The sequence below is a fragment of the Cyclobacterium lianum genome (genome assembly GCF_900143075.1).
In the GTDB taxonomy this organism is placed as follows: domain Bacteria; phylum Bacteroidota; class Bacteroidia; order Cytophagales; family Cyclobacteriaceae; genus Cyclobacterium; species Cyclobacterium lianum.
The window spans coordinates 20,732-44,248 of record NZ_FRCY01000024.1; the positions used below are offsets into that span (position 1 = coordinate 20,732).

22 protein-coding genes and 1 tRNA gene are annotated in these 23,517 nt (G+C 45.0%); 17 read left to right on the top strand and 6 right to left on the bottom strand.

All coding sequences use genetic code 11. The features are described 5' to 3' along the window. The 5 genes from BUB19_RS23205 (at position 1) to BUB19_RS23225 (ending at position 6,384) form a co-directional block, all read left to right on the top strand. Positions 1–249 (top strand): NifU family protein, encoded by a 249-nt coding sequence (locus BUB19_RS23205; protein ID WP_073098214.1) that lies wholly within the window; start codon positions 1–3, stop codon positions 247–249. An 18-nt stretch (positions 250–267) separates the two neighbouring features. Beyond that, on the top strand, positions 268–3,318 hold the full coding sequence (locus tag BUB19_RS23210; protein WP_073098215.1) for a T9SS-dependent choice-of-anchor J family protein: 3,051 nt from the start codon (positions 268–270) through the stop codon (positions 3,316–3,318). A gap of 146 nt (positions 3,319–3,464) precedes the next feature. Further along, positions 3,465–4,238, top strand: coding sequence for a PASTA domain-containing protein (locus BUB19_RS23215; RefSeq protein WP_073098217.1), 774 nt, complete (start codon positions 3,465–3,467; stop codon positions 4,236–4,238). Further along, on the top strand, positions 4,238–6,076 hold the full coding sequence (locus BUB19_RS23220) for a T9SS type A sorting domain-containing protein (protein WP_073098219.1): 1,839 nt from the start codon (positions 4,238–4,240) through the stop codon (positions 6,074–6,076). Before BUB19_RS23215 ends, BUB19_RS23220 begins: the two co-directional genes overlap by 1 nt. 2 nt (positions 6,077–6,078) lie before the next feature. Then, positions 6,079–6,384 (top strand): rhodanese-like domain-containing protein, encoded by a 306-nt coding sequence (locus tag BUB19_RS23225; RefSeq protein ID WP_073098221.1) that lies wholly within the window; start codon positions 6,079–6,081, stop codon positions 6,382–6,384. 148 nt (positions 6,385–6,532) lie between these two features. On the opposite strand, the gene BUB19_RS23230 is transcribed toward BUB19_RS23225, so the two are convergent. Then, positions 6,533–7,642, bottom strand: a complete 1,110-nt coding sequence (locus tag BUB19_RS23230; protein WP_073098223.1) for a site-2 protease family protein — start codon at positions 7,640–7,642, stop codon at positions 6,533–6,535. Beyond that, entirely contained in the window at positions 7,635–8,264 is a 630-nt protein-coding gene (locus BUB19_RS23235) for an HAD-IA family hydrolase (RefSeq protein WP_073098225.1), read from the bottom strand. The genes BUB19_RS23230 and BUB19_RS23235 overlap by 8 nt, the downstream gene beginning before the upstream one ends. Positions 8,265–8,407: 143 nt before the next feature. Between BUB19_RS23235 and BUB19_RS23240 the strand changes: the two genes are divergently transcribed. The 4 genes from BUB19_RS23240 (at position 8,408) to BUB19_RS23260 (ending at position 11,713) form a co-directional block, all read left to right on the top strand. After that, a tRNA-Ile gene (locus tag BUB19_RS23240) sits at positions 8,408–8,481 on the top strand. 758 nt (positions 8,482–9,239) lie between these two features. Beyond that, on the top strand, positions 9,240–10,427 hold the full coding sequence (locus BUB19_RS23250; RefSeq protein WP_084097606.1) for a DUF4221 family protein: 1,188 nt from the start codon (positions 9,240–9,242) through the stop codon (positions 10,425–10,427). A gap of 165 nt (positions 10,428–10,592) precedes the next feature. Next, on the top strand, positions 10,593–11,063 hold the full coding sequence (locus BUB19_RS23255) for a hypothetical protein (RefSeq protein WP_143156149.1): 471 nt from the start codon (positions 10,593–10,595) through the stop codon (positions 11,061–11,063). 389 nt (positions 11,064–11,452) lie between these two features. Beyond that, a complete protein-coding gene (locus BUB19_RS23260; protein WP_073098231.1) occupies positions 11,453–11,713 on the top strand; it encodes a hypothetical protein in 261 nt (86 codons plus the stop codon). A 98-nt stretch (positions 11,714–11,811) separates the two neighbouring features. Here BUB19_RS23260 and BUB19_RS23265 read toward each other — a convergent pair whose 3' ends face one another. Beyond that, positions 11,812–12,519, bottom strand: a complete 708-nt coding sequence (locus tag BUB19_RS23265; protein ID WP_073098233.1) for a LytR/AlgR family response regulator transcription factor — start codon at positions 12,517–12,519, stop codon at positions 11,812–11,814. Beyond that, positions 12,516–13,514 carry a sensor histidine kinase gene (locus BUB19_RS23270; RefSeq protein WP_073098235.1) on the bottom strand — a complete coding sequence of 333 codons (999 nt, stop codon included), beginning with the start codon at positions 13,512–13,514 and terminating at the stop codon, positions 12,516–12,518. Before BUB19_RS23270 ends, BUB19_RS23265 begins: the two co-directional genes overlap by 4 nt. A 314-nt stretch (positions 13,515–13,828) precedes the next feature. Between BUB19_RS23270 and BUB19_RS23275 the strand changes: the two genes are divergently transcribed. From BUB19_RS23275 to BUB19_RS23310, 8 genes are all read left to right on the top strand, one after another. Next, positions 13,829–14,914 carry an alpha/beta hydrolase gene (locus tag BUB19_RS23275; RefSeq protein ID WP_073098237.1) on the top strand — a complete coding sequence of 362 codons (1,086 nt, stop codon included), beginning with the start codon at positions 13,829–13,831 and terminating at the stop codon, positions 14,912–14,914. A gap of 35 nt (positions 14,915–14,949) precedes the next feature. Continuing rightward, on the top strand, positions 14,950–15,399 hold the full coding sequence (locus BUB19_RS23280; RefSeq protein WP_073098239.1) for a nuclear transport factor 2 family protein: 450 nt from the start codon (positions 14,950–14,952) through the stop codon (positions 15,397–15,399). Positions 15,400–15,417: 18 nt separating this feature from the next. After that, a complete protein-coding gene (locus BUB19_RS23285) occupies positions 15,418–15,864 on the top strand; it encodes a nuclear transport factor 2 family protein (protein ID WP_073098258.1) in 447 nt (148 codons plus the stop codon). A 13-nt stretch (positions 15,865–15,877) separates the two neighbouring features. Further along, positions 15,878–16,486 carry a flavodoxin family protein gene (locus BUB19_RS23290; protein ID WP_073098241.1) on the top strand — a complete coding sequence of 203 codons (609 nt, stop codon included), beginning with the start codon at positions 15,878–15,880 and terminating at the stop codon, positions 16,484–16,486. A 388-nt stretch (positions 16,487–16,874) separates the two neighbouring features. Beyond that, positions 16,875–19,115, top strand: a complete 2,241-nt coding sequence (locus BUB19_RS23295; protein ID WP_073098243.1) for a xanthine dehydrogenase family protein molybdopterin-binding subunit — start codon at positions 16,875–16,877, stop codon at positions 19,113–19,115. 115 nt (positions 19,116–19,230) lie between these two features. Beyond that, positions 19,231–19,689, top strand: a complete 459-nt coding sequence (locus BUB19_RS23300) for a (2Fe-2S)-binding protein (protein WP_073098245.1) — start codon at positions 19,231–19,233, stop codon at positions 19,687–19,689. A gap of 11 nt (positions 19,690–19,700) precedes the next feature. Continuing rightward, positions 19,701–21,971 (top strand): xanthine dehydrogenase family protein molybdopterin-binding subunit, encoded by a 2,271-nt coding sequence (locus tag BUB19_RS23305; RefSeq protein ID WP_073098248.1) that lies wholly within the window; start codon positions 19,701–19,703, stop codon positions 21,969–21,971. A 169-nt stretch (positions 21,972–22,140) separates the two neighbouring features. Further along, positions 22,141–22,380 carry a hypothetical protein gene (locus tag BUB19_RS23310; protein WP_073098250.1) on the top strand — a complete coding sequence of 80 codons (240 nt, stop codon included), beginning with the start codon at positions 22,141–22,143 and terminating at the stop codon, positions 22,378–22,380. 45 nt (positions 22,381–22,425) lie between these two features. Here the strand turns inward: BUB19_RS23310 and BUB19_RS23315 are convergent, their stop codons facing one another. Then, on the bottom strand, positions 22,426–22,656 hold the full coding sequence (locus BUB19_RS23315) for a hypothetical protein (RefSeq protein ID WP_073098252.1): 231 nt from the start codon (positions 22,654–22,656) through the stop codon (positions 22,426–22,428). A gap of 164 nt (positions 22,657–22,820) precedes the next feature. Further along, on the bottom strand, positions 22,821–23,517 hold a 697-nt coding region (locus BUB19_RS23320), incomplete at its 5' end, for an IS1595 family transposase (RefSeq protein ID WP_143156150.1).

The window sequence follows — 23,517 nt, forward strand, 5'->3', positions numbered from 1 at the left end:
ATGTTGGATCAATATAAAGAGCAAATCGAAATGGCCCTCGATACCATCAGGCCATATCTGGAAGCAGATGGGGGAAATGTCAAAGTAATCGGTCTTACCGAGGAAATGGTATTGCAATTGGAGTTGACAGGGACCTGCAGTTCATGTCCCATGTCCACAATGACCCTGAAAGCAGGAGTGGAAGAAGCGATCAAGAAGGCAATTCCTGAGATCAGTAAGGTAGAAGCGGTGAATGTTGAAGTTGCCTGAACCATCCTTTTTATTCATATGGTAAAATTTAAACGGGCACTGGTACAATTTTTTGTTCCGGTGCTGTTCTTTTTTACAGCTATACCTATCTCTTTATACAGTCAGGTCCGGCATTCCGGTCAGCATGTCCACACCGAGAGGTGTGGTGCGGTATTTCTGGAGGAAAAGCAAGCCCATCAGTTTGGGTACTTCGGTACCAAAACGTATTTTGAAGGCTGGGTTGAAGGAAAAAAAGCACAAATGAGGGAGGACCAATCCCGGGGGAGGATATTGAACGAAGGTATCCGGCAGATCCCGGTCGTCGTCCACATCATTCATCAGGGGGAGCCCGTTGGCACCGGATCGAATATCTCTGAAGCCCAGGTGCTGGATCAAATGCGGATCATCAATGAGGACTTCCAGCAGAGAAATGAAAACTTTTCGATTACGCCAAATGAGTTTTTGGGAGTGGCTGCCAGCGCAAACATAGAATTTGTATTGGCCAAACAGCGGCCTGAAGGCCTGCCTACTAATGGGATCAACCGGGTGCAGGGTCCCAAAAGCATGTACAGTGCACGCGATGCAGCACTGGTGGCGGATCTGGTATCCTGGCCACCCGAAGAATACCTCAATATATGGGTATTACCATTGGTGAGCCCTCAATTGGGTTATGCCAGCTTTCCGATATCCGATGAACTGGAAGGTTTAAGCAATCCTCCTACTTTCCGGGATCTGGATGGTGTAGGGATCGATACCTTTCATTTTGGAAGTGTCGGAAATGTAGTAGAAAGCTCCCGCGGAAGGACCGCAACCCATGAACTGGGGCACTTTTTTGGTTTACGGCACATTTGGGGTGATGGGGGCTGTGAAGTGGACGATTTTGTGGAAGATACACCATTGCAGGATGGATTTAATGCTACCTGTATTGCTGAATTTCCCCGGGAAACCTGCGGATCCAGAGATATGGTAGAGAACTTCATGGATTATACTCCGGACGCTTGTATGAGTCTCTTCAGTGCAGGTCAGGTAGAGCGGTTGAATGTGGTTCTGGCCTTCAGCCCGCGTAGAAATTCCCTGCTGACCAGCAGGGCCCTGGAAGAGCCTGAGATGCCGGAGCTGGATATGCGGTTGGACCAGATCCTTTCTCCTGTAGGCTTTAACTGTGATCCAGAGGTCCACACCCAGGTGCGTCTTATCAATACCGGCATGTCGGACATAGATGAGGTGCGCCTGGCGGTAAGATTGAATGGAGACCTTCAGTTTAGCCAGCCCTTTGCCTTGGAGCTGGAGACCGGACAATCCACTGACCTGACCCTGGATCCCGTGATGTTTGATAACGGGAGCAACTTTTTGGAGATTGAAATTCTGGACGTAAACGGGTCAGCCGATATGAATCCGTTTAACAACAGTCTTTCGGCTTCTCCTGACTTTGTACAGGAAGATAATCTGCCCTACACCTATCCCGGACATGGTAGTGATATGGCATGGGATATCGTCAATGACGATAATGCCGTAACCTGGCAACCCATTACCCGACTGGTCGAAGGACAACAGGAAGACCTGTTTTACATCAACAGTTTCAACTACAATGGAAGTGGGGAATTGGATTATCTGATCAGTCCAAGATTTGACCTGACTGCTATCCCAGCGCCACAGCTCTCCTTTGAGATGGCCTATGCACCATACAATAATCCCGTTTATCAGGAAAATCTTCTGGTAGCCATTTCTACTGATTGCGGCAACACCTTTGATCTCTTAGCTGCACCCTATAACAAATCAGAAGAGAGCCTGGCTACCCAGCCCGTTACTTTGAGCGAGTTTTTCCCAACGGCCCAGAATCAGTTCCGCAAGGAAATCATCAACCTGTCTCCCTACGCCGGCAATGCTGATGTACGCATCGCCTTTGTTTCCATCAATGGATTTGGGAACAATATTTTTATCAAAAATATAGCGATTGAGGACGAGGAAATTTTCAAATACGAATTTTCTCTGAGCAATATTGAAAGACCTCTTCCGGTGGTTAGCAGGCCTCCGCAAAGAGAAAGGCTAAGTATAATCAATGAGGGCAACCTGGATATACAGCGGTTTAGAATATTCAGAACCAGCAATTTGCTCCATGTTGATACGCTGAATATCGTCGATAATCTGTATGCGGGGGAGTCTGCTGACGTCACGCTACCGAGTGACACTGTTTTTCGGTATGGGCTGAACCGGATCAACTATGTTTTAAGAGACCCGAATTTCGATCAGAATCAGCCTCAGGCCGATGAACTCGATTACTATTTTTATCTGGATAGTACGACAGTAAGAAGTCCGTGGCGAGCTGATTTTGACAATAACGATCCGCTCGAATTCTGGACCGGGATCAATCCCGAGTCGAATTCACCTGCCTGGGAATTCATAGGCGAACTCAATGGGGAAAGTAACCTGTTGAGGTTGAGAAGGGTGCAACCTGATAACTCCTATTGGCTAGCCTCGCCGGGATTTTCGCTGGAAGGAACTTCACGGGCCAGTTTGTTTTTTAACTGGGCAGGAGTAGGCTTTAACCCTGATAGTGAGGCAAGGTTTTCAGTTTGGGTGAGCGTAGATGGGGGCAATAGCGGAGAGAAAATCTGGGAAAGTAATGGACCCGAACTTGAAAAGTTGAGCGGGCTGCCAGGCATCTTCCCGGAAAACAAAGAGGAGTTTGAAAGGACCTATATCGACCTAAACGAATTTGCCGGTAGCGAAGAGGTTCGGGTCTATTTCCAGGTTTCGGATGTAACAGATCCGGAAGCGGTTGTGTATCTGGATGACATTGAATTGTTTCTCTCTGACAATCCTGATCCCGTAGAACCGGGTGCGGACGAATTATTGCTCTACCCCAACCCATCGGCGGATATCTTCAATATTGCCTTTAATCTGGAGGACTACGATGATGTTGATATCCGGTTTTACACGACAACCGGTCAATTGGTGTATGATGTCAACTTCCCAAATACATTGAACCAGACCTATTCGTTTAGCAAAGAACTTCTGGGTTCTGGCTTGTTTATTGTGGAAATAGCGGGGAGCCGTACTTTGGCAACCAAAAAACTGGTTATTGAGTGATACCAAATCATGGGGTAGGTGCGTTTTAATGAAAAAATGATTTTATATCATTCGCCTTCTGAAAATATAGCCGTAATTTGCTGTAAAATTTAGTGCAGGTCAGGGTGGACTTACCTGCTGTCTGTAAGCTTTGCTTTTGTAAAAATATGAGTGATTTAAAGACGGGATTAAAAAAAATCGGGATTCATCTCCTGGTTATACTGGGTATTTTATTTGGTCTCTTGCTGGTTTTTTTCAAGATATATTTGCCGGGATATACCCATCACGGCGAGTCAGTGACGGTACCGGATCTGGAGGGATTTGACTATGAAGAAGTTCGTTCCTATCTGAACGACAGGGGTCTCGCTTTGGAAATCTCACCTGACAGCGGATTTGTAGCTGAGGCCGATCCGCTGGTAGTTTTGAAGCAGAATCCAAAACCCGGAGCCAAGGTAAAAGAGGACAGGAAGATCTATGTAACGCTGAATGCCCGGAATGCACCCCTGATCCGTATGCCCAATCTGGTAAACACTCCCCTCAAAAATGCCCAGGAAATACTTCAAAATTTTGGTCTGGTACGGGGTGACATCGTATATGTTCCGGATATCGGCCATAATGTGGTGCTGGAGCAGAAATACAGAGGCCGCGATATCAAAGAGGGATTTGAGATCCCGAAAGGCTCGCAGATAGACCTGGTGGTAGGTGATGGCATGGGCAATCAGATCCTGGAAATGCCAAACGTAATCGGCATGGATGATGTGGAAGCCGAATTTTTAATTCTTGGCTCCGGGCTGAGCATGGGCAACATTACCTATGTGGAAACAGACACGGTACCAAAAGGCACAGTGGTCAAGCAATTGCCCCCTGCCGGACTGGATATGAAGACCGGGGAGCGGGTAGATGTATGGGTATCTGAGCTGTCCGAAGAAATTAATTTTTAATGTCTACGCGGGATCTATCGGTATGGAGTTTTTTGCTTTTATCGTTTTTCTGTTTTTCTCAGAAAGGCCATGGGCAATTTCGTCAGCTTCCGGTATCCCGGGCCATACCATTAAATAAGGAGTCAATTGCCAATATGAGGGTTACGCAGGACCCTATGCAATTGCCATTTTGGGATGATTTTTCCTCCGGATTGCTTGCGCCAGACAGGTGGGAATCCAGGGGGGCAGTTGTCTCTAATACCATAGGCCTCGCAGCCCCTACATTGGGGGTGGTGTTTTTAGATGGGGTGGATGAAAATGGCAGTGCCTATGCACAAAACCGCCTGGAAAATGGTGAAGGAGATGAATTGGTCTCGCTACCTGTTGATCTGTCTGGTTTGGATCCGGCAGAAGCCGCTTCCCTCTATATGAGTTTTTACTGGCAGGCCGGAGGAAAAGGAGAGATGCCTGATGAAAATGATGCCCTCGCCCTTTATTTTCTGGATAGCGACGACAGCTGGCAGGAAATCTGGAGACAGCAGGGAGGAGAGGAGTTTAGCTCACAAAGCTTTGAGCAGGTCCTGCTAGCTGTACCCCTGAGCTTTCAGCATGAAAATTTCCGTTTCAAATTCGCTCATAGCGGCCGCCTTTCAGGCCCCTTCGATACCTGGATACTGGATTATGTTTTCTTAAACACCGGCAGAAGTGCTACCGATACCTTCACCGAAGATCGGGCACTTACCCGCCTGCCGGGAAGTCCATTTTCCCCCTACCAGGCCATTCCGCATTTTGAATACGATCCGAGCCAAGTAAGCGGGACAGTAGACGGAGAATTTAAAAACCTGGCCAACCGCTTCCGGGCCATGGAATACAGCATCCTGCTCAGGGATGCAGCAACAGGGAGGCTTATTGATGTACCTAACCAACGTACGCCGTTTAACCCGGTACCCCAGGCGCAGGAACGGAGATCCTTTTCCAGTAATATGCCGGAAGACCTGGACATTATGGCTGATCAGCCCTTTGATCTGGAGGTCACGACTACGTTGAGTGCCGGCGATAATTTTTTGGTGGAATCGATTTCCGGACAAGACACGGTGTACAACGAAAATGTAGATTTCAGGCTCAACGACAGCAGCAGTATATTGATCCCTTTCCGGGATTTTTATGCCTATGACAATGGAACGGCAGATTATGCGGCAGGAATCAATCAGCGCGGAGGCATGCTCGCCCTGGAATATGAGGCGCTGAGCCCGGCCTACATTACCGGATTGAGTATCAATTTTACCAATGCTTCCCAAAGAGGAAATGCCATAGAATTGATGGTCTGGGATTCGCTGGGCAATGAGGCCATGTATCAGAAAGAGGTGGTTATTCCACCGGATACCGCCCTTACCTCTTTCAGCTATTTTGCGCTCGATACCAACATCAGGGTGGAAGACACCTTCTATGTAGGCTTTACTCAATTTTCCAATGATTATATTCATGTCGGGCTGGAAAAGAGTGGTAACAGCGGAGAAAAGATATTTTTTAATGTTTTGGGATCCTGGGAGCAAAATGAAGAAGTATCTGGTAACCTGATGATCAGGCCGCATTTGAGTCCCAACCCACCCGTAGAGATACCGGTAGATTCAGATACCGGAATGCTGCTTTATCCCAATCCTGTAGTGGACAGGCTTTATCTGAGGGCGGAGGTCAGCGAAATCGAGGTGTACGATTTTCAGGGCAGGCAGATAAAAATACCCGTAGAGGGAGAAAAAAGCAACAAAATCCTTAATTTTACGGGAAGTCAAAAAGGGATGTACCTGATCAAAATGATACATAAAGGGCATCCGGTCATCAAGCGAATAATAGTCAAATAGCGATGAAAGATATTGAAGTAGACGAGCTAAAAGAGCGATTGGAAAAGAATGAAAAGTTTGTTTTCATTGACGTGAGGGAAGTTTACGAATACGAAGAAGATAATCTGGGTGCCTGGAACATCCCACTTGCCCAACTGCCCCACAAGCTCTCCGAGCTCGAGCCTCACAAGGATGAGGAGATCATCATACATTGCCGATCAGGTGCGAGGAGCGGCAATGCCAAACAATTTTTGGAAACCAAAGGCTATCCCAAGGTGAGGAACGTTTTGGGTGGCATTCTGGCATATAGGGAGCTGGAGGAGGATTAATCAAAAGCCTTTCCATTTCCAGCCAGATTGCATGGGCTAAATTCAGCTGAAAATTCCCATTTCAGCAAATCCCCCTTTCCAAAGGGGGTAAGAGCCTGTCCCGACTCTGTCGGGAGGGATTTTTTCGAGGATTTTAAATGTACATGAATTACTCGATTATAAAGGGCTTGGGGATAAAGCAGAGGATGAAAATCAGAATGGCGATCCAGCCGAGAATTTTTCGTTTATCATCCAGAGGGCTGCCATCCAGTACCTCGGGGTGTCTGATGCCCAAAACCCTTCCGACCAGGAATGCAAACAAAAGCCAGCCCGAGTAGCCCTCTATCCCGGGAAAGAGGCCAGACAGGCTATACTGTACCGCAGCGATCCCCAACGCAAATATCCATTTGTTGACATTGGAGAGAGCGGATTTTCTGTAGCAGATATACAAAAAGCCGACGTAAAGTGGGAGCGCAAAAATCAGGTAATTCAGGTCTTCAAACGGATTGACTACACCCAGGCCAGCGAAGAACAAAAACAGGGAATATGCGATGAGGGATAATTTTTCGTGGTGCCTGGGAAAAATGCCAAACACCACATGCCCTCCATCCAACTGACCAATAGGTAACAGATTCAATGCGGTAAAAAATAGGGCCAGGTAGCCGGCAAACAGGTAGGGATAGTGGATGACCTCGGCCATATCCGGCATTTTTTCCGGATCTGCCAGGGTTTTTTCCATCAGCCAGAATAACAGGTTGTAGCCCAACTGCAGGTCCATGACATTGTCATCTGCATCCTGGTCATAGGCAGGATCGGCATACTCCGGATGTACTTCGTAAATGTAGGAGGCATCGGGCAGGTTGGTAAAACCATAAGCAAGGACAGCGAGTGCCAGCACAAAACCTGCCAGGGGTCCGGCTATGCCAATATCGAAGAATTTTTTACGGCTGCTGACCAGGCTTTTCATTTGTATTACCGCACCGAAGGTTCCGATAGAAGGGGCACCGATAAACCCCAGCCAGGCCGGAATAAAAAAAGGAAGCGAAGATTTTACTTTGTGGTAGAGGGAGGTAAACAGGTGACCGAGTTCGTGTACGAGCAAAATGCCGATAAAGGGTATGGAAAATTGCAGGGAACGCAGGAAATAATCCCAGGTCAGTGGTCTTTCTTCGGAAAGCACACTTCTCCCATAAAGCCATTCTCCTCCCGCCAGGGTGGTGGCTACCAGTGTTAGTAGGAATAATATGCCATGCTTGAGGTAGTCTTTTGAATTATACATTCCCGAAAAAGTTGATCAGCGCTTTAGGGTGGTCGATGTGACAGGTTTTGATACCAACTTTTTCAGCGCCCAAAAGGTTTTCTTTCAGGTCATCAAAAAACAGGCAGGTTTCTGGTTTGGCGCCGATGGTATTGACTACCTGGCGATAGATATCTTCTCCGGGTTTTCGCAATCCCATTTTATGGCTCAGAAACAGGTGGTCAAAAAGTGTTGGCCAGGCAGCCTCAGGCAGCTTTTGGGCAAAAATTTGTTCGACGATCTTAAAATGAATGGAATTGGTATTGCTGAGCATGTAGAGTGGATATTTTTCTTTTAGTTTCAGCAAGAGGTCCAGTCTTTCCTGGGGGATGTCGACCAGAAGGCTATTCCAGGCTTCATCGATCCAGTTATCTTCCCAATCGACCGAGAAGTAATCCCTGACGCCATCTCTAAAGGTGGGTGCATCTATTTTGCCTGTTTCCAGGTCAAAATGGACGGGAGAAACCATAAAATCCCTGACCAGGGGGTGTTTTTCTTCCGGCAGTTGGGCATACAATTTGTTAAAAGTACGTTGGTAGTCAATATCATAGATTACATTTCCCAGATCGAAGATCAAAAATTGGATTTCCGGATGGTTTTTCATGAACATTAATGTTGTGAAATTAAAATCAAATATGTAACATTGCAGTCCGAAAAGCAAGGTAAAACCTGCAAAAATGGCGGTTAAATGCGTTTTGACAGACAGGTGGAGCTATTGTCATTTTGGTGGAGTAAATTGTTAAAATTGGGCCTATAACTCAGTTGGTTAGAGTATCTGACTCATAATCAGAAAGTCCCTGGTTCGAGCCCAGGTGGGCCCACAATAGTGCTGATTATTAGCTATTTACAAAAATTTGGTGCAGATTTGGTGCAGATTCACCAAAGGAATTGTAAAGGAAATTTGTCCTGTCGGTTGATGTTGGCAGGACTTTTTTTATGCTCGTTCCCAAAGTTAAAAGGGAATGTAAAGAATCATCTCGAATTTTCCTAACGCCTGGCAACGTTCTGCCAATGAAAATGAGAATTCTAGTTGAAGGTTTCGCTAATTTCCCCATATTTAGCGGGGCTTCCTTATCAGGCCTTAAGGGAAATAACCGCAAGGGTTGCGGTTAGCCAGTAGTTAAACATTGTTTTTGGTCTATCAGCTCTTAAATGCCCTTCAACATGTTGGACAGGTTCGGTCAAGGGCGGCCTGTGTTGCGCCTGCGGCAGGACGTTAATAGACCTGTGAGGGGTTCTGGCGAGCTGTTACCTTTGCATTTGAGATGGAAAATCATTTGCCGGATCAACTGGATTGTCGACATGGGGGGTCAGCATGCTCCGGATTATTCAAATCAAGGGATCAGCATCACCGGAATATCCAGGCAGACAATTTGTTGATTTCTTTTCGATTTCTACTAAGGTTCGATCAGGATACTTATAGTCAATATTTTTAGTTTCAATATGATTCCGTATATTTTAGGTTGAAAAAGATGGACTTGTAAATGGATCAGTCTGAGGATGTAAAGAAAATTCCTTTCAATTGCCACGAATTTACGCTGAGCGCATTTTCCATAACAATCACCTAAATAGACGCGAGATGAAAAGGCGGAATCCAATGGGTTTGCAACCCTCAAATTATAAATACCGATTAACCATAATTTGTGAATTTCTGGTATGGAGATTTTTACTATTTACAGTATTTGTTTACATGACCTGCTCCTGCCAGCAGACGGGAACCGAAGAGCGCAATCAAATCACAGGATACTCTTTAGATACGGTTATTATAGACTCCAAAGACCGAATCCTGGATTTGTCCGGGTATTTGCAGCGTACTGATTTGAATGCCGATGGCAAGACCTTCTACCTGTACAATCGCCATGATCATTCCATTGACGAAATCGACCTCGAGCAGAAAGCCTTTGTAAGGTCCTTTCCCCTGGAGGTTGAAGGACCCAATGGGGTAGGCCAGTATATTTTTGACGTTCAGTCTTTGAAAAATAAGCGGTTGTTTCTAAAATCCATACCCTTCTCCTCGGTGGTTGATAAAAACGGCCGTGTGGTGCAAAAAGTCAATTGGCTTTCAGCAAAGGATTCTTTAGGCGAGCCATTCGGTAAGGTGCCGCCGAGAAGAGAGTTAGTCGTGGACACCGGGGATTGGCGGGTAGTGGGAACCAACCTCGATTTTATGAAAGAGACGGCTTTTTTGGGAGTTTTATCAGTCCAGAATAACCGGGTTAAGAATATCGATATAGATACCAGGAATTCCTTTTCAGGGTATTTCATGAAAGCAGGAACAAACTTTCGTCCCCCATGGGTATATCTTAATGCTGACGAAAACCATTTATATGTCACCCACGCATATTCCAATGAAATCATTCTGTTTAATTCAAAAGGGGAGTTGATAAAAATTGTTGACTATGAGCCCAAACTGACACCCAAAAGGGCAAAACTGCCCGAAATTTTAAATGGAACCCGTGAGCAAATCAGAAATGAACGACGAAAGTTGGGAGAACAAGTCAGTTTTGGAGCCCCGGTTTGGGATAAATTGAATGAGCGTTATTTTCGATTGTCCGAACAATGGATCTATGGCGATGGTTCTGATGAAGCCGAAGCCCGCAGGGCCAGGGTGTTTTTGTCGGTGTTTGATGCCGGATTTAACCTTGTAGGCGAGGTTGAACTCAAGGAACCGTTTATAGTAAACTACAGGTATTTTGCAAAGGACGGGAAGCTCTGGATTTGTCAAAATTTTTCAGATGAACTTGGGTTTTTGGTTTATGATCTGTAAGGTTGTTAGAGCGTTGGTTTTTCTATTTCGTTCATTAGTCCTGATATGTTGCCAGACGCTTAGTAATATTCAGGTAGTCTATTGCAATGGCGGGTAAAATCAGTCAGTTGATCACAAATTCAGGGCGATACGCTGAATCAAGACTCAATACGGCAAAGTGGGTTCATGGTAAAAGAGCAAGTGGCAAACAAGCAATTTCATTTCTGGACAAATTGGCTATTGATAGTCAACTCAATTACCGTCTTTATCGGGATGCTGATCGCTTTTTTCGGAAATAGTTTCCTTTTTGAATACCACAATAAGGGGACTGGAAATTTATTTTTCGGAGGCAGAAATATTCCTCTTGAAATATTGACTTTCAAAAATTGGCTATTCGGCATCATAGGTGCGACGATCTCAGGATTTCATCTTTTAATGGTATTTATCGTACATTTTGCATTCCGGAAAAAGCAAATATGGGCAAGAAATGCCATCGCTTTGGCGATGGTTACCTGGTTTGCATTGGATTCAGGTTTATCCCTCTATTATGGCGCGTATTACAATATCTATCTGATAAACATACCGAGTTTTGTGATCATAGTCTTGCCATTGATCGTTACCTGGAAGGAATTTTCAGGCAATGGTGCGTCTGCCTAAGCGTTTATGTAGTATTTTAAAATACAAGTATGGGTTCTTTTCTGGATTCCATTACCGCAGTTTATTTCCTTCTGTACGGCCAATTCCGTTTTCGGGATTTTTTCAATAGCTGGATAAACCCTTTCATTGCTAAGGACCATTACCTGATCCCATTACTCCGTAGCCTTTCCAGTTTCATGAACCTATCCTGTTCCCGGTTGTGAATTATGTTCCATGCAAAGATGGGGCAGCAGTCCACCCGCCAGGGGTACGCTTCGCCAGCTCAAAAAAATAGGGTTTTCCAAAGGAAGCCTTCCACCATTTTTTTGCCCGGCCCTTGGCTTGGGTGTCCCTGGCAGCCCCCGTTCTCTTGGGCATAATCAAATTTCAAACCTTAAACAATAAAAGTCATGTCACAATTTGAAAAAATCTACATCGGGAAAGGAACCCAGGTAAAGGACCTCAACATCATCCGGATATCCATCTCCAAAGAAACACTGGAGGAAATCCTAAAAGACCATATGGTCGATTACGACAGCAAAGAATACCTGGTGTTTGAAGTCGCCTCCCTGAAAGAGCCGGACCAATTTGGTAAAACTCATACCGCCTATATCAGCAAAAAGGTCGCTGCTCCGAAAGGCGGGAAGGCCAACAAGAAATCTAAAGCTTAGAAAGAAGCCCTGCGGGGCTTTTTTTGTTCTTGAAGTTGATTTGATCGTACGGTATATTTATAAATAGATGAATTTGTTTTTTCTTGATTTAGCATTCCCTATAGCAATTTTCTGTCGCCCAGCTTTTTAAAAAAATCATCCCTGTAATTTCGGCTGATGGGATAAAGATCTTCTCCAATCAACACTTCATTGGATTGGACTTCGTCAATATGCCGCATGTTGATAATGAATGACCTGTGAATCCGAACAAACTCACCCGGTAAGGCATTGGCTATACTGGTAAGGGACAGTAGCGACAAGATCTTTCTGGTCGGGGTGATGATCTTGATATATTCTCTCTGTGCCTCTATGGCCTGCACTTCCGAATAAAAAAATTTGACGATCCGTGTATCCGTTTTGATAAAAAAGTAATCGGGTTTCTCAGTTGTGTCTTCAGCAGACACTTGTACAGAAAGGTATTCCACGGCCTTTTCGATGGCTTTCCTGAAGCGCTCAAAAGAAACCGGCTTCATCAGGTAATCGATCACATCCAGCTCATATCCTTTGACCGCATATTCTTCATAGGCGGTCACAAAAATCGTAAGGGGCTTATCCGGGAGTTCATTGAGCAAATCTATTCCCGTCATCAGTGGCATGCGGATGTCCAGCAAAAGAATATCTACAGGATTTATCTTTAGAAAATCCATCGCTTCTTCCCCATTGCTACAAACACCAGCCAATTCTAAATGGCCAACCTTGGAAACGTAGTCCGATAGCAATTTCCTGGCCGGGGGCTCGTCGTCTACGATAAGGATTTGGTAGTTCATTTCAGGTCTATTTTTAAGTTCACCTCAAAGGAGCCGGTAGTTTGATCCAGTACCAGCTCGTGTTTTCCCGGATAAATCAGGTTGAGTCTCTTTTTTACATTCGAAAGGCCGACACCACTTTCTTCTTCAGCTGTTTTACGTGCTTTTAGTACATCATTCCTGATGTAAAAGTATAGCACATCTTCTTTATCGATGGTTAGTTTAATCGCAATCCGTCCGTCCATGGTATTGCCATGTTTAAAGGCATTCTCAAGGAAAACCAAAAATATAAGATGAGCGATACGATGCCTGTCTTTTACGCCCTCATGGCTGAATTCAATGGTTGGTTTTTCATCCAACTTTAACCTCCAGAGTTCAATGAAATTTTCCATAAACTTAATTTCTTTGGCAAGGGAAACAAAACGCCCCTGATCCTCATAGAGCATGTGGCGCATCATTTCAGAGAGCTTCATGATCGCAGGAGCGGTGTTGTCCTCCTTGAAATAGGCCATCGAATAGATATTATTTAACGTATTGAACATGAAATGAGGGCTTAGTTGAAGCTTCAGAAATTTCAGCTCAGAGGCCAATTGACTGTTTCGAAGTTCAATTTCCTTTCGTTGCGCCGAAATCATGTTGGCAAAAAACCAGATAACAGTAGTGATTAGGTAAAAGCCAAAAGCGGGAACCGATCTGATGAAATAGGTATAGGTAACAGAACGGTGCGTCATACCGAGGAGGTTAACCCGCAAAAGTACTATGGTAACTACCACAGCGATAGAAGCTAAAATATATCCGGTATACTTTCCTTTTTTATACAGTTTCGGTAATAGTAGGTAATAATTCAAATAGGCAATGGAAGAAGATGTCAGGACATCAGAAATCACCGCACCCCAGATTTCACCGGAGGAATTGATCCAATTGCTTAAGGAAGCATACAGTATCGCCCCGTAACACAGCCAGAAAAGGACATGCAATGCATAAAATACCGGGCGAGAAATAAAATTATTTTTCATGGCGGAAATTTAGCCTTTTAAACAACACGAAAATAAAGGGATCATCCAACAGACAGTTGTGATCTACAGAAGGCAATTTTTAACCAATAAGTGGTAAATGCTAATTGCTAAATGAGACTGACTGATTTCATTCGTTGATCAAAATTGTCGTTCGGGTGAGAGATCCCTGCTGTCTATAGATTTGCATAAAATCTTAGGATAATATTTCGTCTATTTGTAATGTATAAGAAGGTTCTTAGCATATGGAAAATTTAAATCATCAACCATATACTAAATTTTAAAATGCTTAGAAAAATCCAAACAGGACGCTATCGATGCTGAAAATCAAAATTTTATATATCGCCTTTTTTCTTAGCACGTCCTTAACTGCACTATGTCAGAAAGATCATATCGTCCTTGAAGATCAGGGGAGCTTTGCCGTGGGAGGTAAAGTAATCACAGCTCCGGGTACATTTGACCCTATTGCCCATGGAGCATTCAATCCTGGCAATCAAAGTGCTTCAGGTCAAACGCTTCATGGGGACCATGCTTACGTCTTTTACCAAATTCCAGTGAACGCGAAAAAACTTCCTTTGATCTTTTGGCATGGCTATGGACAATTTTCCAAAACCTGGGAAACAACCCCCGATGGTAGAGAGGGTTTTCAAAATATTTTTCTTCGAAAAAAATATTCAATTTACCTCATCGACCAACCAAGACGGGGAAGAGCTGGACGAAGTACGGTTTCGGGTAGCATTTCTGCAGCTCCGGATGATCAACTTTGGTTTGGGATTTTTCGACTGGGTATAGGAACAGAATTTTATCCGGGAGTTCAATTTGACAAAAAACCTGAGACTTTGGACCAATTTTTCCGTCAGATTACGCCTGATACAGGCCCTATTGATTTAAATGCAAATACCGATGCTGTTTCTGCCCTTTTTGACGAAGTTGGAGATGGAATTTTGGTTACCCATTCCCATAGTGGCGGTCAAGGTTGGCTTACTGCTTTAAAAACAGATCATATCAAAGGAATTATCTCCTATGAGCCGGGAAGCAATTTCGTCTTTCCGGAAGGGAATGTTCCGGAACCAATCCATTATGTAGGTGGAACCTTGGAAGCAAAAGGGGTGCCGATTGATGAATTCAAAAAACTGACACAAATCCCCATTGTGATGTATTATGGAGATTATATTCCTACCGAACCCGTAGAAAACCCGGGTCAGGAACAATGGAGAGCTGCCTTGCAAATGGCGAAACGCTGGACTGAGACTGTAAATAAAAATGGAGGCGATGTCACCTTGGTACATCTTCCGGAAATAGGGATAAAAGGAAATACCCACTTTCCGTTCTCAGATCTAAACAATAAACAAATAGCCGACTTGATGTCTGAATGGCTCAAGCAAAAAGGCCTTGATAAATAAAGATTAAGTAAAAACTCAACTAATAATAACGAACCATGAAAAAGCATCTTTTCCTTTTAACATTTATTCTACTAAGTGCTTCTTACTCTTTTTCACAAACGTCTACGGAGCAGGAAATCAAAAAGCTCTCCATGGACAAATGGCAATGGATGGCTGATAAGGACGTATCGAAACTGGAAGAACTCTTCGACGACAAAGCGAAATTTGTCCACATGAGTGGCAGCTGGAAAACAGACCGTGAACTGGAAATCATCGAAACGGGAAGTATCTGGTACAAAAATGCGGAGGTACATGATACAGCCGTTGAAATTTCTGGAAATACCGCGGTAGTCTGGAATCGAATCACCTTGACAGCCCACGTCAGAGGCAGTGATGTGGAAAATGAATTTACGGTAACTGAGGTCTACCAAAAGCAGGGCGAAGACTGGAAAATGCTGGTTTTCACTTTTAGCAGCGTAAGAGATACCCACGAAATCGAACATTAACTCTAAAATAGTATGACCATGAAAAAAGCATTTCTTGGATTTCTTCTCCTCTTCCTGATTACACCATTTCTCTTTGCCCAGGAGAATAACGCCCAACAGGAAATCATTGAACTTTCTAAAACCAAATGGCAGTGGATGGCTGAGAAAGACGTTGATAAGCTTGCGGATCTCTTTGACGACAAAGCGGTTTTTGTCCATATGGGTGGTTCCTGGGGAAAGGAGCGTGAAGTAGACATCATCCGTAGCGGTGGCATTTGGTATAAAGACGCAGACATTCACGAAGTTTCTGTGGAAATCATCGACAACACGGCCATTTTGCTGAACCGCATCACCTTGATCGCTGAAGTGGGCGGCAATGAAGTAACCAATCCATTTGAAGTCACGGAAGTATATATTAAAAAAGCGGAGGGCTGGAAGTTGGGCTCCCTGTCCTTCACCAAATTAATGGGACCCGCAGACCGGTAAAAACGATACAGCCATGAGATTATTTCTCCTTTTCATTTACCTGACCACTGCTTTAAGCTGCTCCGGCCAAACCCAATCGGAAGCCTTAGATATTCCGGGTGAAACAGCTTCGGAGGAGATCCTCATTGTCTATCTCTCACGCACCAAAAACACCAAAGCGGTGGCAGAGATGATTCAGGAAAAAGTGGGAGGAGCGCTTGTAAGCCTGGAGCTGGAAACCCCTTACCCCGAAGACTATGATGCCATCGTTGCCCAGGTAGCCAAAGAAAATGAGACCGGTATTCTTCCTCCGTTAGAAACCGAGGTGGACGTATCTCAGTATCGGACAGTGTTTGTCGGATTTCCTACCTGGGGCATGCAACTACCGCCGCCGATGAAGACATTTCTAAGTGAAAATGACCTCAGTGGCAAAATGGTAATTCCCTTCAATACAAATGCGGGGTATGGAATCGGAAGTAGCTTTGACAAGGTTGAAGAGCTCTGTCCTGAAAGTACTATTCTGGAAGGTTACTCCACCAGAGGCGGGATCGAGCGAGACGGAGTTTTGTTTGTGATGGAGGGAGAAAAAGAAGAGGAAGTAAGAAGAGCGGTCGATGATTGGTTGAACGGTCTTGGCATTTAAAGAATCAGGATAATTGCCCTGTATAGATGGGATACGTACCTGTACAGGTGAAATTAAATGGAATGGAAATTAACTGAGGTCCGGAGGTGATTGAATTGGTGCTATGCAAATGCTTATATAAGGTAAATAGTTTTGAGGATATGTAATCAATGAAACTTATAAATAGATTGCTACAAATCAGTATATTAAAGTGAATGGATTATCTTCAAAGAGGCTCCTTATTTCGGTCCCATATTTAAAGTAGAAGAGATAAGAACAAAAGTGATGGATTTCCTGTCAGTGCGCTTTACCGGCTAGGCGATTTGATTTGAATAAGACTCGCTAAAAATAAATATTAAATTGAGTATCTGAATATTTACCATTCATTTAGCATAAAATCTAATTTTCCATGAGTAACCAATCAACCAAACTCGATCGAAGGTCATTTTTAAAAGACTCAGCACTTGCCGGGGGAGGGATGATGCTGAGCTTTAATTGGCTGGCAGGATGTAAACCGAACACCGAGGAGGCATTGGGAATGCCAGAGGACTGGTTTAGAATGAATGGCTATATCCGTATAGGTGATAATGGATTGGTCACCCTGATGTCCCCTAATCCGGAAGGCGGTCAAAATGTCAAAACTTCCATGCCGATGATTCTGGCTGAGGAGTTGGACGCCGATTGGACCAAGGTCATCGTGGAACAGGCCCCTTTGGATACAGATAATTTCACCAGGCAATTTATCGGAGGAAGTCAGGCTATCCGAACCGGTTGGACCCCCTTGCGCACAGCAGGAGCTACAGCCCGGCAAATGCTGATGCGTGCTGCGGCGCAAACCTGGAACGTTCCGGTTTCAGAAATCACCACGGAACCGGGATTTATCCTTCATCAATCAAGTAACAAAAAGGCACATTTTGGAGAAATGGCCAGCCTGGCGGCTACATTGCCGGTTCCCGAAGAGGTTGATTTAAAAGCAAGCCAGGATTTTAAGATCATCGGCACCTCCAAAAAGAATGTTGACCTGAATAAAATCGTCACCGGAAAACCCCTTTTCGGAATGGATTATAAAAAGGAGGGAATGCTGTATGCGATGATTATTCATCCTCCGGCTTTTGGTAATAGACTCAAATCATTTGACGATTCGCAGGCCCGGTCCATGCCCGGCATTAGGGATATTTTTCAGTTCAAATCCTTACGGGACGATTACAAAAGGACCTTCTTCGACACCGTGCAGTTCACCGATTTAATCGCCATCGTCGGAGACAGCACCTGGCAGGTACTGCAGGCAAAGAAAGCCATAAAAGCGGACTGGGAAATTCAGGAAGGCTATGAGGAACAGCGTGACATGTTTGGCCGGGAAGCTGTCAGAGTAGTGCCAAAAGGCCTGGAAAATACGGTTGCCCAGGAAATGGCTATGAAACAAGCCGCTCAAAAATCCCAAACCCAACGGAAAGATGGGAATCCGGAAGCGGTATTCTCTACTGCTGCTAAAGTGATTGAGAGAACCTATACGGGTCCTTTTTTGGCGCACAACTGCATGGAACCTATGAATTTTTTCGCCCATTTGGAAGGGGATACAGTGACTTGTGCCGGGCCATTGCAAAAACCTGAATTGACTGAGCATGCCCTTTCAAGCCGATTAGGCATTCCGGTAGAAAATATTGAGATAGAAATGACCAGGCTGGGTGGAGGTTATGGCCGTAGGTCCTATGCACATTGGCTGATAGAAGCAGCAGTCATTTCCCAAAAAATGAATGCTCCTGTCAAGCTGGTTTACACCAGGGAAGACGACATGACCGGAGGCGTATACCGCTCTCGCTATCAAGCCACTTACCGGGCAGCACTGAATGAAGATAATCAATTGATTGCATTTCATGTCAATGCGGGGGGTCTTCCTGAAAACCCATTGTACGCAAACAGGTTTCCGGCAGGAGCTGTGGACAATTATTTGGCCGAGGGCTGGGAAGTGCCCTCCAATATCACTACAGGCTCCTTCCGTGCACCGAGATCCAATTTCATGGCCTGCGTAGAGCAATCGTTTCTGGATGAAGTTGCGGAGGCAGCTGGCAAAGACCCCATTGATTTCCGATTAGAACTGCTGGCAAAAGCAAAAGCAAATCCGGTAGGTGAAGGCAACGATTACGATCCGGACCGGTATGCAAAAGTTTTAGAATTGGTCAGGGAAAAAGCAAACTGGGCAAATCCAACACCTGGAGTTTCCAGAGGAGTATCGGCCTATTTCTGCCATAACAGCTACGCTGCTCAGGTCTTGGACATGAAAATAGTCGATGGGCAGGTTCAAATCGATAAAGTCACTAATGCCATTGATTGCGGGCTTGTAGTAAACCCTGATGCGGCCAAAAACCTCTGCGAAGGAGCGGTAATAGATGGGATCGGTACGGCCATGTATGGAGAACTGACCTTTGAAAATGGGGTAATCAGCAAATCCAACTTCGACCAATACAGGCAAATCCGGATGAAAGAGGCCCCAAAATCGATCGAAACCTATTTTGTAGAAAACGGAGAGGATCCCTCGGGTCTTGGCGAACCAGCCTACCCGCCGGTTTTCGCAGCATTGGCAAATGCGCTTTATAAAGCTACAGGAAACAGGTTTTACGATCAGCCTTTTTCCAGGCAATCGAACAGCTAGCTGAGCAGAAAAGACCTTTAAATCAATAATGAATTCAATATATAAATGCGCATTGTTTGAATTTTGTAAGCAGGTTAAAGTGTAAATTGTTAACTTAGAATTAAATACAAATCATATGGCACAGTTTAGTTTAAATATCAATGGCAAATCCGTTCAGGTAGATGTAGATCCCAACACCCCCCTGTTATGGGTACTAAGAGACCACTTGGACCTGGTGGGTACCAAATTCGGCTGCGGCATAGCACAATGTGGCGCTTGCACTGTACATGTAGATGGAGAGGCGGTAAGGTCCTGCTCATATCCGATCAGTATCGTGGAGGACAAAAAAGTGGTGACCATCGAAGGCCTATCGGAAAAGGGAGATCATCCGGTACAGAAAGCCTGGGTAGAACATGATGTGCCGCAATGCGGGTATTGTCAATCCGGGCAAATCATGTCTGCAGCTTCCCTTTTGGCCAGGAACCCCAAGCCAACAGACGAAGAGATAACTTCGGCAATGAATGGAAACATCTGTCGCTGTGGTACCTATACCCGGATAAAAGCAGCCATTAAAACGGCTTCCCAAACACTTTAACCCACTGAAATATGACATTGCTAAATAAAAAATTAGATAGGAGATCCTTTTTAAAGGTGTCAGGCCTTGCAGGAGGTGGAATGATGTTGAGCTTTAGTTGGCTGGCCGGTTGCAAACCGACACCGGAAGAAGTATTGACCATGCCAGATGAGTGGTTTGAAATCAACAGTTACATAAAAATAGGCGAAAATGGTGCAGTGACGCTTTTCAATCCTAATCCTGAATTCGGTCAAAATGTAAAAACGTCGCTCCCCATGATTCTGGCTGAGGAATTGGATGTGGACTGGAAAAACGTGTTTGTAGAGCAGGCGGATTTTTATCCAGAGCGTTTTGACAGACAATTTACGGGAGGTTCGCAAAGTGTGCGTGCAGCCTGGACACCCCTGCGCACCGCCGGAGCCACTGCCCGACAATTGATAGTAAATGCAGCTGCACAATCCTGGAATGTTCCTGTGGCTGAAATCACCACCAATATGGGTACTGTGGAACATCAAGCCAGTGGTAAAAAGGCTGGCTATGGTGAGATGGCTTCCCTGGCAGGGACGCTGGATGCACCGGATCCGGAAACCATCAAACTCAAGGATAATGCAGATTTCAAAATCATTGGCCAGTCCAAAAAGAATGTGGATTTGCAAAAAATTGTAACTGGAAAGCCTATGTTTTCGCTGGACCATAAGGTGGAGGCAATGAAATATGCCGCCATTGTTCATCCGCCGGCCTTCGGCATGAAGCTCAAATCCTTTGACAAAAGCTCTGTGACATCCCTGCCGGGTATTCAGGATGCCTTTAAAGTCAAAATTTTTAAGGACGATTATGGTAGAAACTTCTTTGATACCACTACATTCCCGGAGATCATCGCCATTGTGGGTAATTCTACCTGGGAGGTTTTGCAAGCCAAAAAAAGCCTCCAAGCTGAATGGGAAGAAGCTCCGGAAAGCACTTTTCCCATGGCGGGTAGAGGAGGTCAAACCAGAGATATTAGCGTGCCCGGAGGATTGGAGAATTCCAGCACGCACAAGGAAAAGATGGCGGAATTCCAGCGCAAACCCGGAAATGTTCAGCGAAAAGACGGAGATCCGGAAGCTGCTTTCAGAAAAGCAGCCAGAGTAATTGAACGAACGTATACAGCTCCCTTTTTGGCACACAACACCATGGAGCCGATGAATTGTTTCGCTGATGTGAAAGGGGATAGGGCCATCATTTACGGTCCAACCCAGGCGCCGGATTTTATTATGAACGCGCTTTCCAGCAGCCTGGAACTTCCGAAAGAAAATATCCAGATCAACCTTGCCCGGATGGGGGGAGGCTTTGGTCGGCGGGCCTACAGTCACCATATGGTAGAAGCAGCATTGATTTCTCAAAAAATCCAGGCACCTGTAAAAATGGTCTATACCCGGGAGGATGACATGTCGGCTGGGGTTTATCGACCCACTTACTCAGCCACCTACAGGGCTGCTCTAGACGAAAACAATAACTTGCTGGCATTGCATGTGAAGGCCGGGGGTATCCCGGAATCTCCGCTGCACGCAAACCGATTCCCTGCGGGTGCCATAGACAATTACCTGGCCGAAACTTGGCAGATAGAATCAAACATTACCATTGGTGCTTTCCGGGCACCCAGATCCAATTTTATCGCCGGGGCCGAGCAAAGCTTCCTGGATGAATTGGCAGAGGAAATGGGAAAAGATCCCATCGCATTCCGATTGGGATTACTCAAGAGGGCCGAAACCAACCCCGTGGGGGAAAACAACGATTATGATCCGAAGAGATATGCCGGAGTACTGGAACTGGTAAGAGATAAATCCGACTGGTCAAATGTACCCGATGGTATTTCAAGGGGTGTTTCTGCTTACTTCTGCCATAATTCCTATGTTGCGGAGGTGGTAGATGTCAGTATCAAGGACAGAAAACCGGTTGTTGAAAGCGTCTATGCTGCAGTCGATTGTGGAATAGTAGTCAATCCCGACGCTGCCGCAAACATGGGCGAGGGAGCCATTGTGGACGGCATAGGGAACGCATTTTACGGAGAGATGGCGTTCGAAAACGGCGTGCCTACGAAGACCAATTTTGACAAATACCGCATGATCCGGCACGGCGAGGCACCAAAGAAAATTGAGGTGCATTTCGTAGAAAGTAAGGAGGATCCAACTGGATTGGGCGAACCATTATTCCCCCCGGTTTTTGCCGCATTGGGCAATTCACTTTACAAGGCTACAGGCAAACGTCTCTATGAGCAACCTTTTCAGCCTCAGATCCTGCAAATAGAAAATCTGGGAATGTAGCGGGTGTTTTTAACTGTATTTCAAGGAATCCGGCTGCAGGTAAATGTATTTTTTGTACGAGGTAATGTTTAGACTGCGGTTGATATCATGGAGCGCTAGCTGGCGAAAAAAGGGAAAACTAAATTTAAATGTTTAAATTATTAACTTTAAAAAGTTTGCATAATAATCAATGAAAGATATCTCTTTGATCGTAATGCAATTAAAAAACAGGCAAATCCAGATCGATCGAAAAATCAACCAATTGATAGACCAAAACCTGGATCCCTTTCCATTTGAAAGGTTGGAAAAAGGTAAAAAGCTGATTGAACTGATAAAAAAGACCCTGCAAGCCATTAAAGGAGATGACTTGATTCTGGCCGGCATGCATATCAAGGAATTGGAAATGGAAGGCTTAAAACTGGACCTCTGATGGTATTGCCGCTTTTTGGAGTTTTGAAGGCAAAATTATATATGATCAGTGACCTCTTCGTTCTAGTTCCCTCAGAAGTTCCTCGTTTCTGCGCTCCAGCTCCCTAATCGTTTGATCAGGGTTCCGCACTTTTGGTTTGGAAAGGGAATAGATAAACCAAACCCACACCGTAACGGCCACAATCAGACCAGGCCATTCGTTCTCGCTGCCGAAGGCACCAAACATGGCAACCATGCCAATAAAGGAAACGAGGATTAGTTTGACAAGAAATTTCATGGCTTCAACAGTTAAAGACAATACCTTAATTTAACCAAATTTTGGCTGAAATAAAAGTATTTTAGTTGAAAATATTTATAATAATCAACTTATTATCAAGTTTTTAAGTTGTGTTACCCAAAAAGTGCCAGGTGGTGTTTAGTTAGTAATTTAAATTTATTGAACTAGGCGTATGGTAAATAAAATTCTTTGTAAGGGTATGGTGGTTTTTCGACCATTCTTTTCATGAGGTTTTCAAAGATTCCCTCCTTCATCTTATGCCTGTTGAAGCGATAGGTATATTCATCAATATAGGGCTGAAGATGGATTACAGAATGGTGGATACCCCTCAGCCAGGCTTTGAATAGCATCACAGTTCTGTGTAGCTGTGGGAAGTTCTTTCCCTTCTTTTCTGATTTCTCCCTGACTAGCTTGGGAAATTCACTTTCAAGACCTCTATAGCCGCTCCAACGGTCAGTTCTCACCGCTGCACCGGGAGCTATATGGTCCATCATAAAACGCTTTAAATGCTTACGGGCAGCTGTATCGACTACACGTCCATAGATGCGGGAAACTCCCTTTCCTTTGCGCTCCACGGCCACCACCATGATCTGTTTCTTACCTTCATTGCGTCCCACAGCCTTTTCGTCCTGGCCACCCACATAGGTCTCGTCTACGTCCACTTTACCATCCATTGGGTGGTTTCCACTGCTTGACATCGCCCTCATCACCTTCTGCTTGAACAGCCAGCAGGTCTTCTGCCTAAGTTCCAGCTTCCTGCTAAGTTCAGGGCTGCTGATCCCACTTTTGCTGGTAGACACGTAGTAGACGATGTAAAACGCCTTCAAAAGGGGGAACTTGCACCGGTGGAACAGGGTCCCG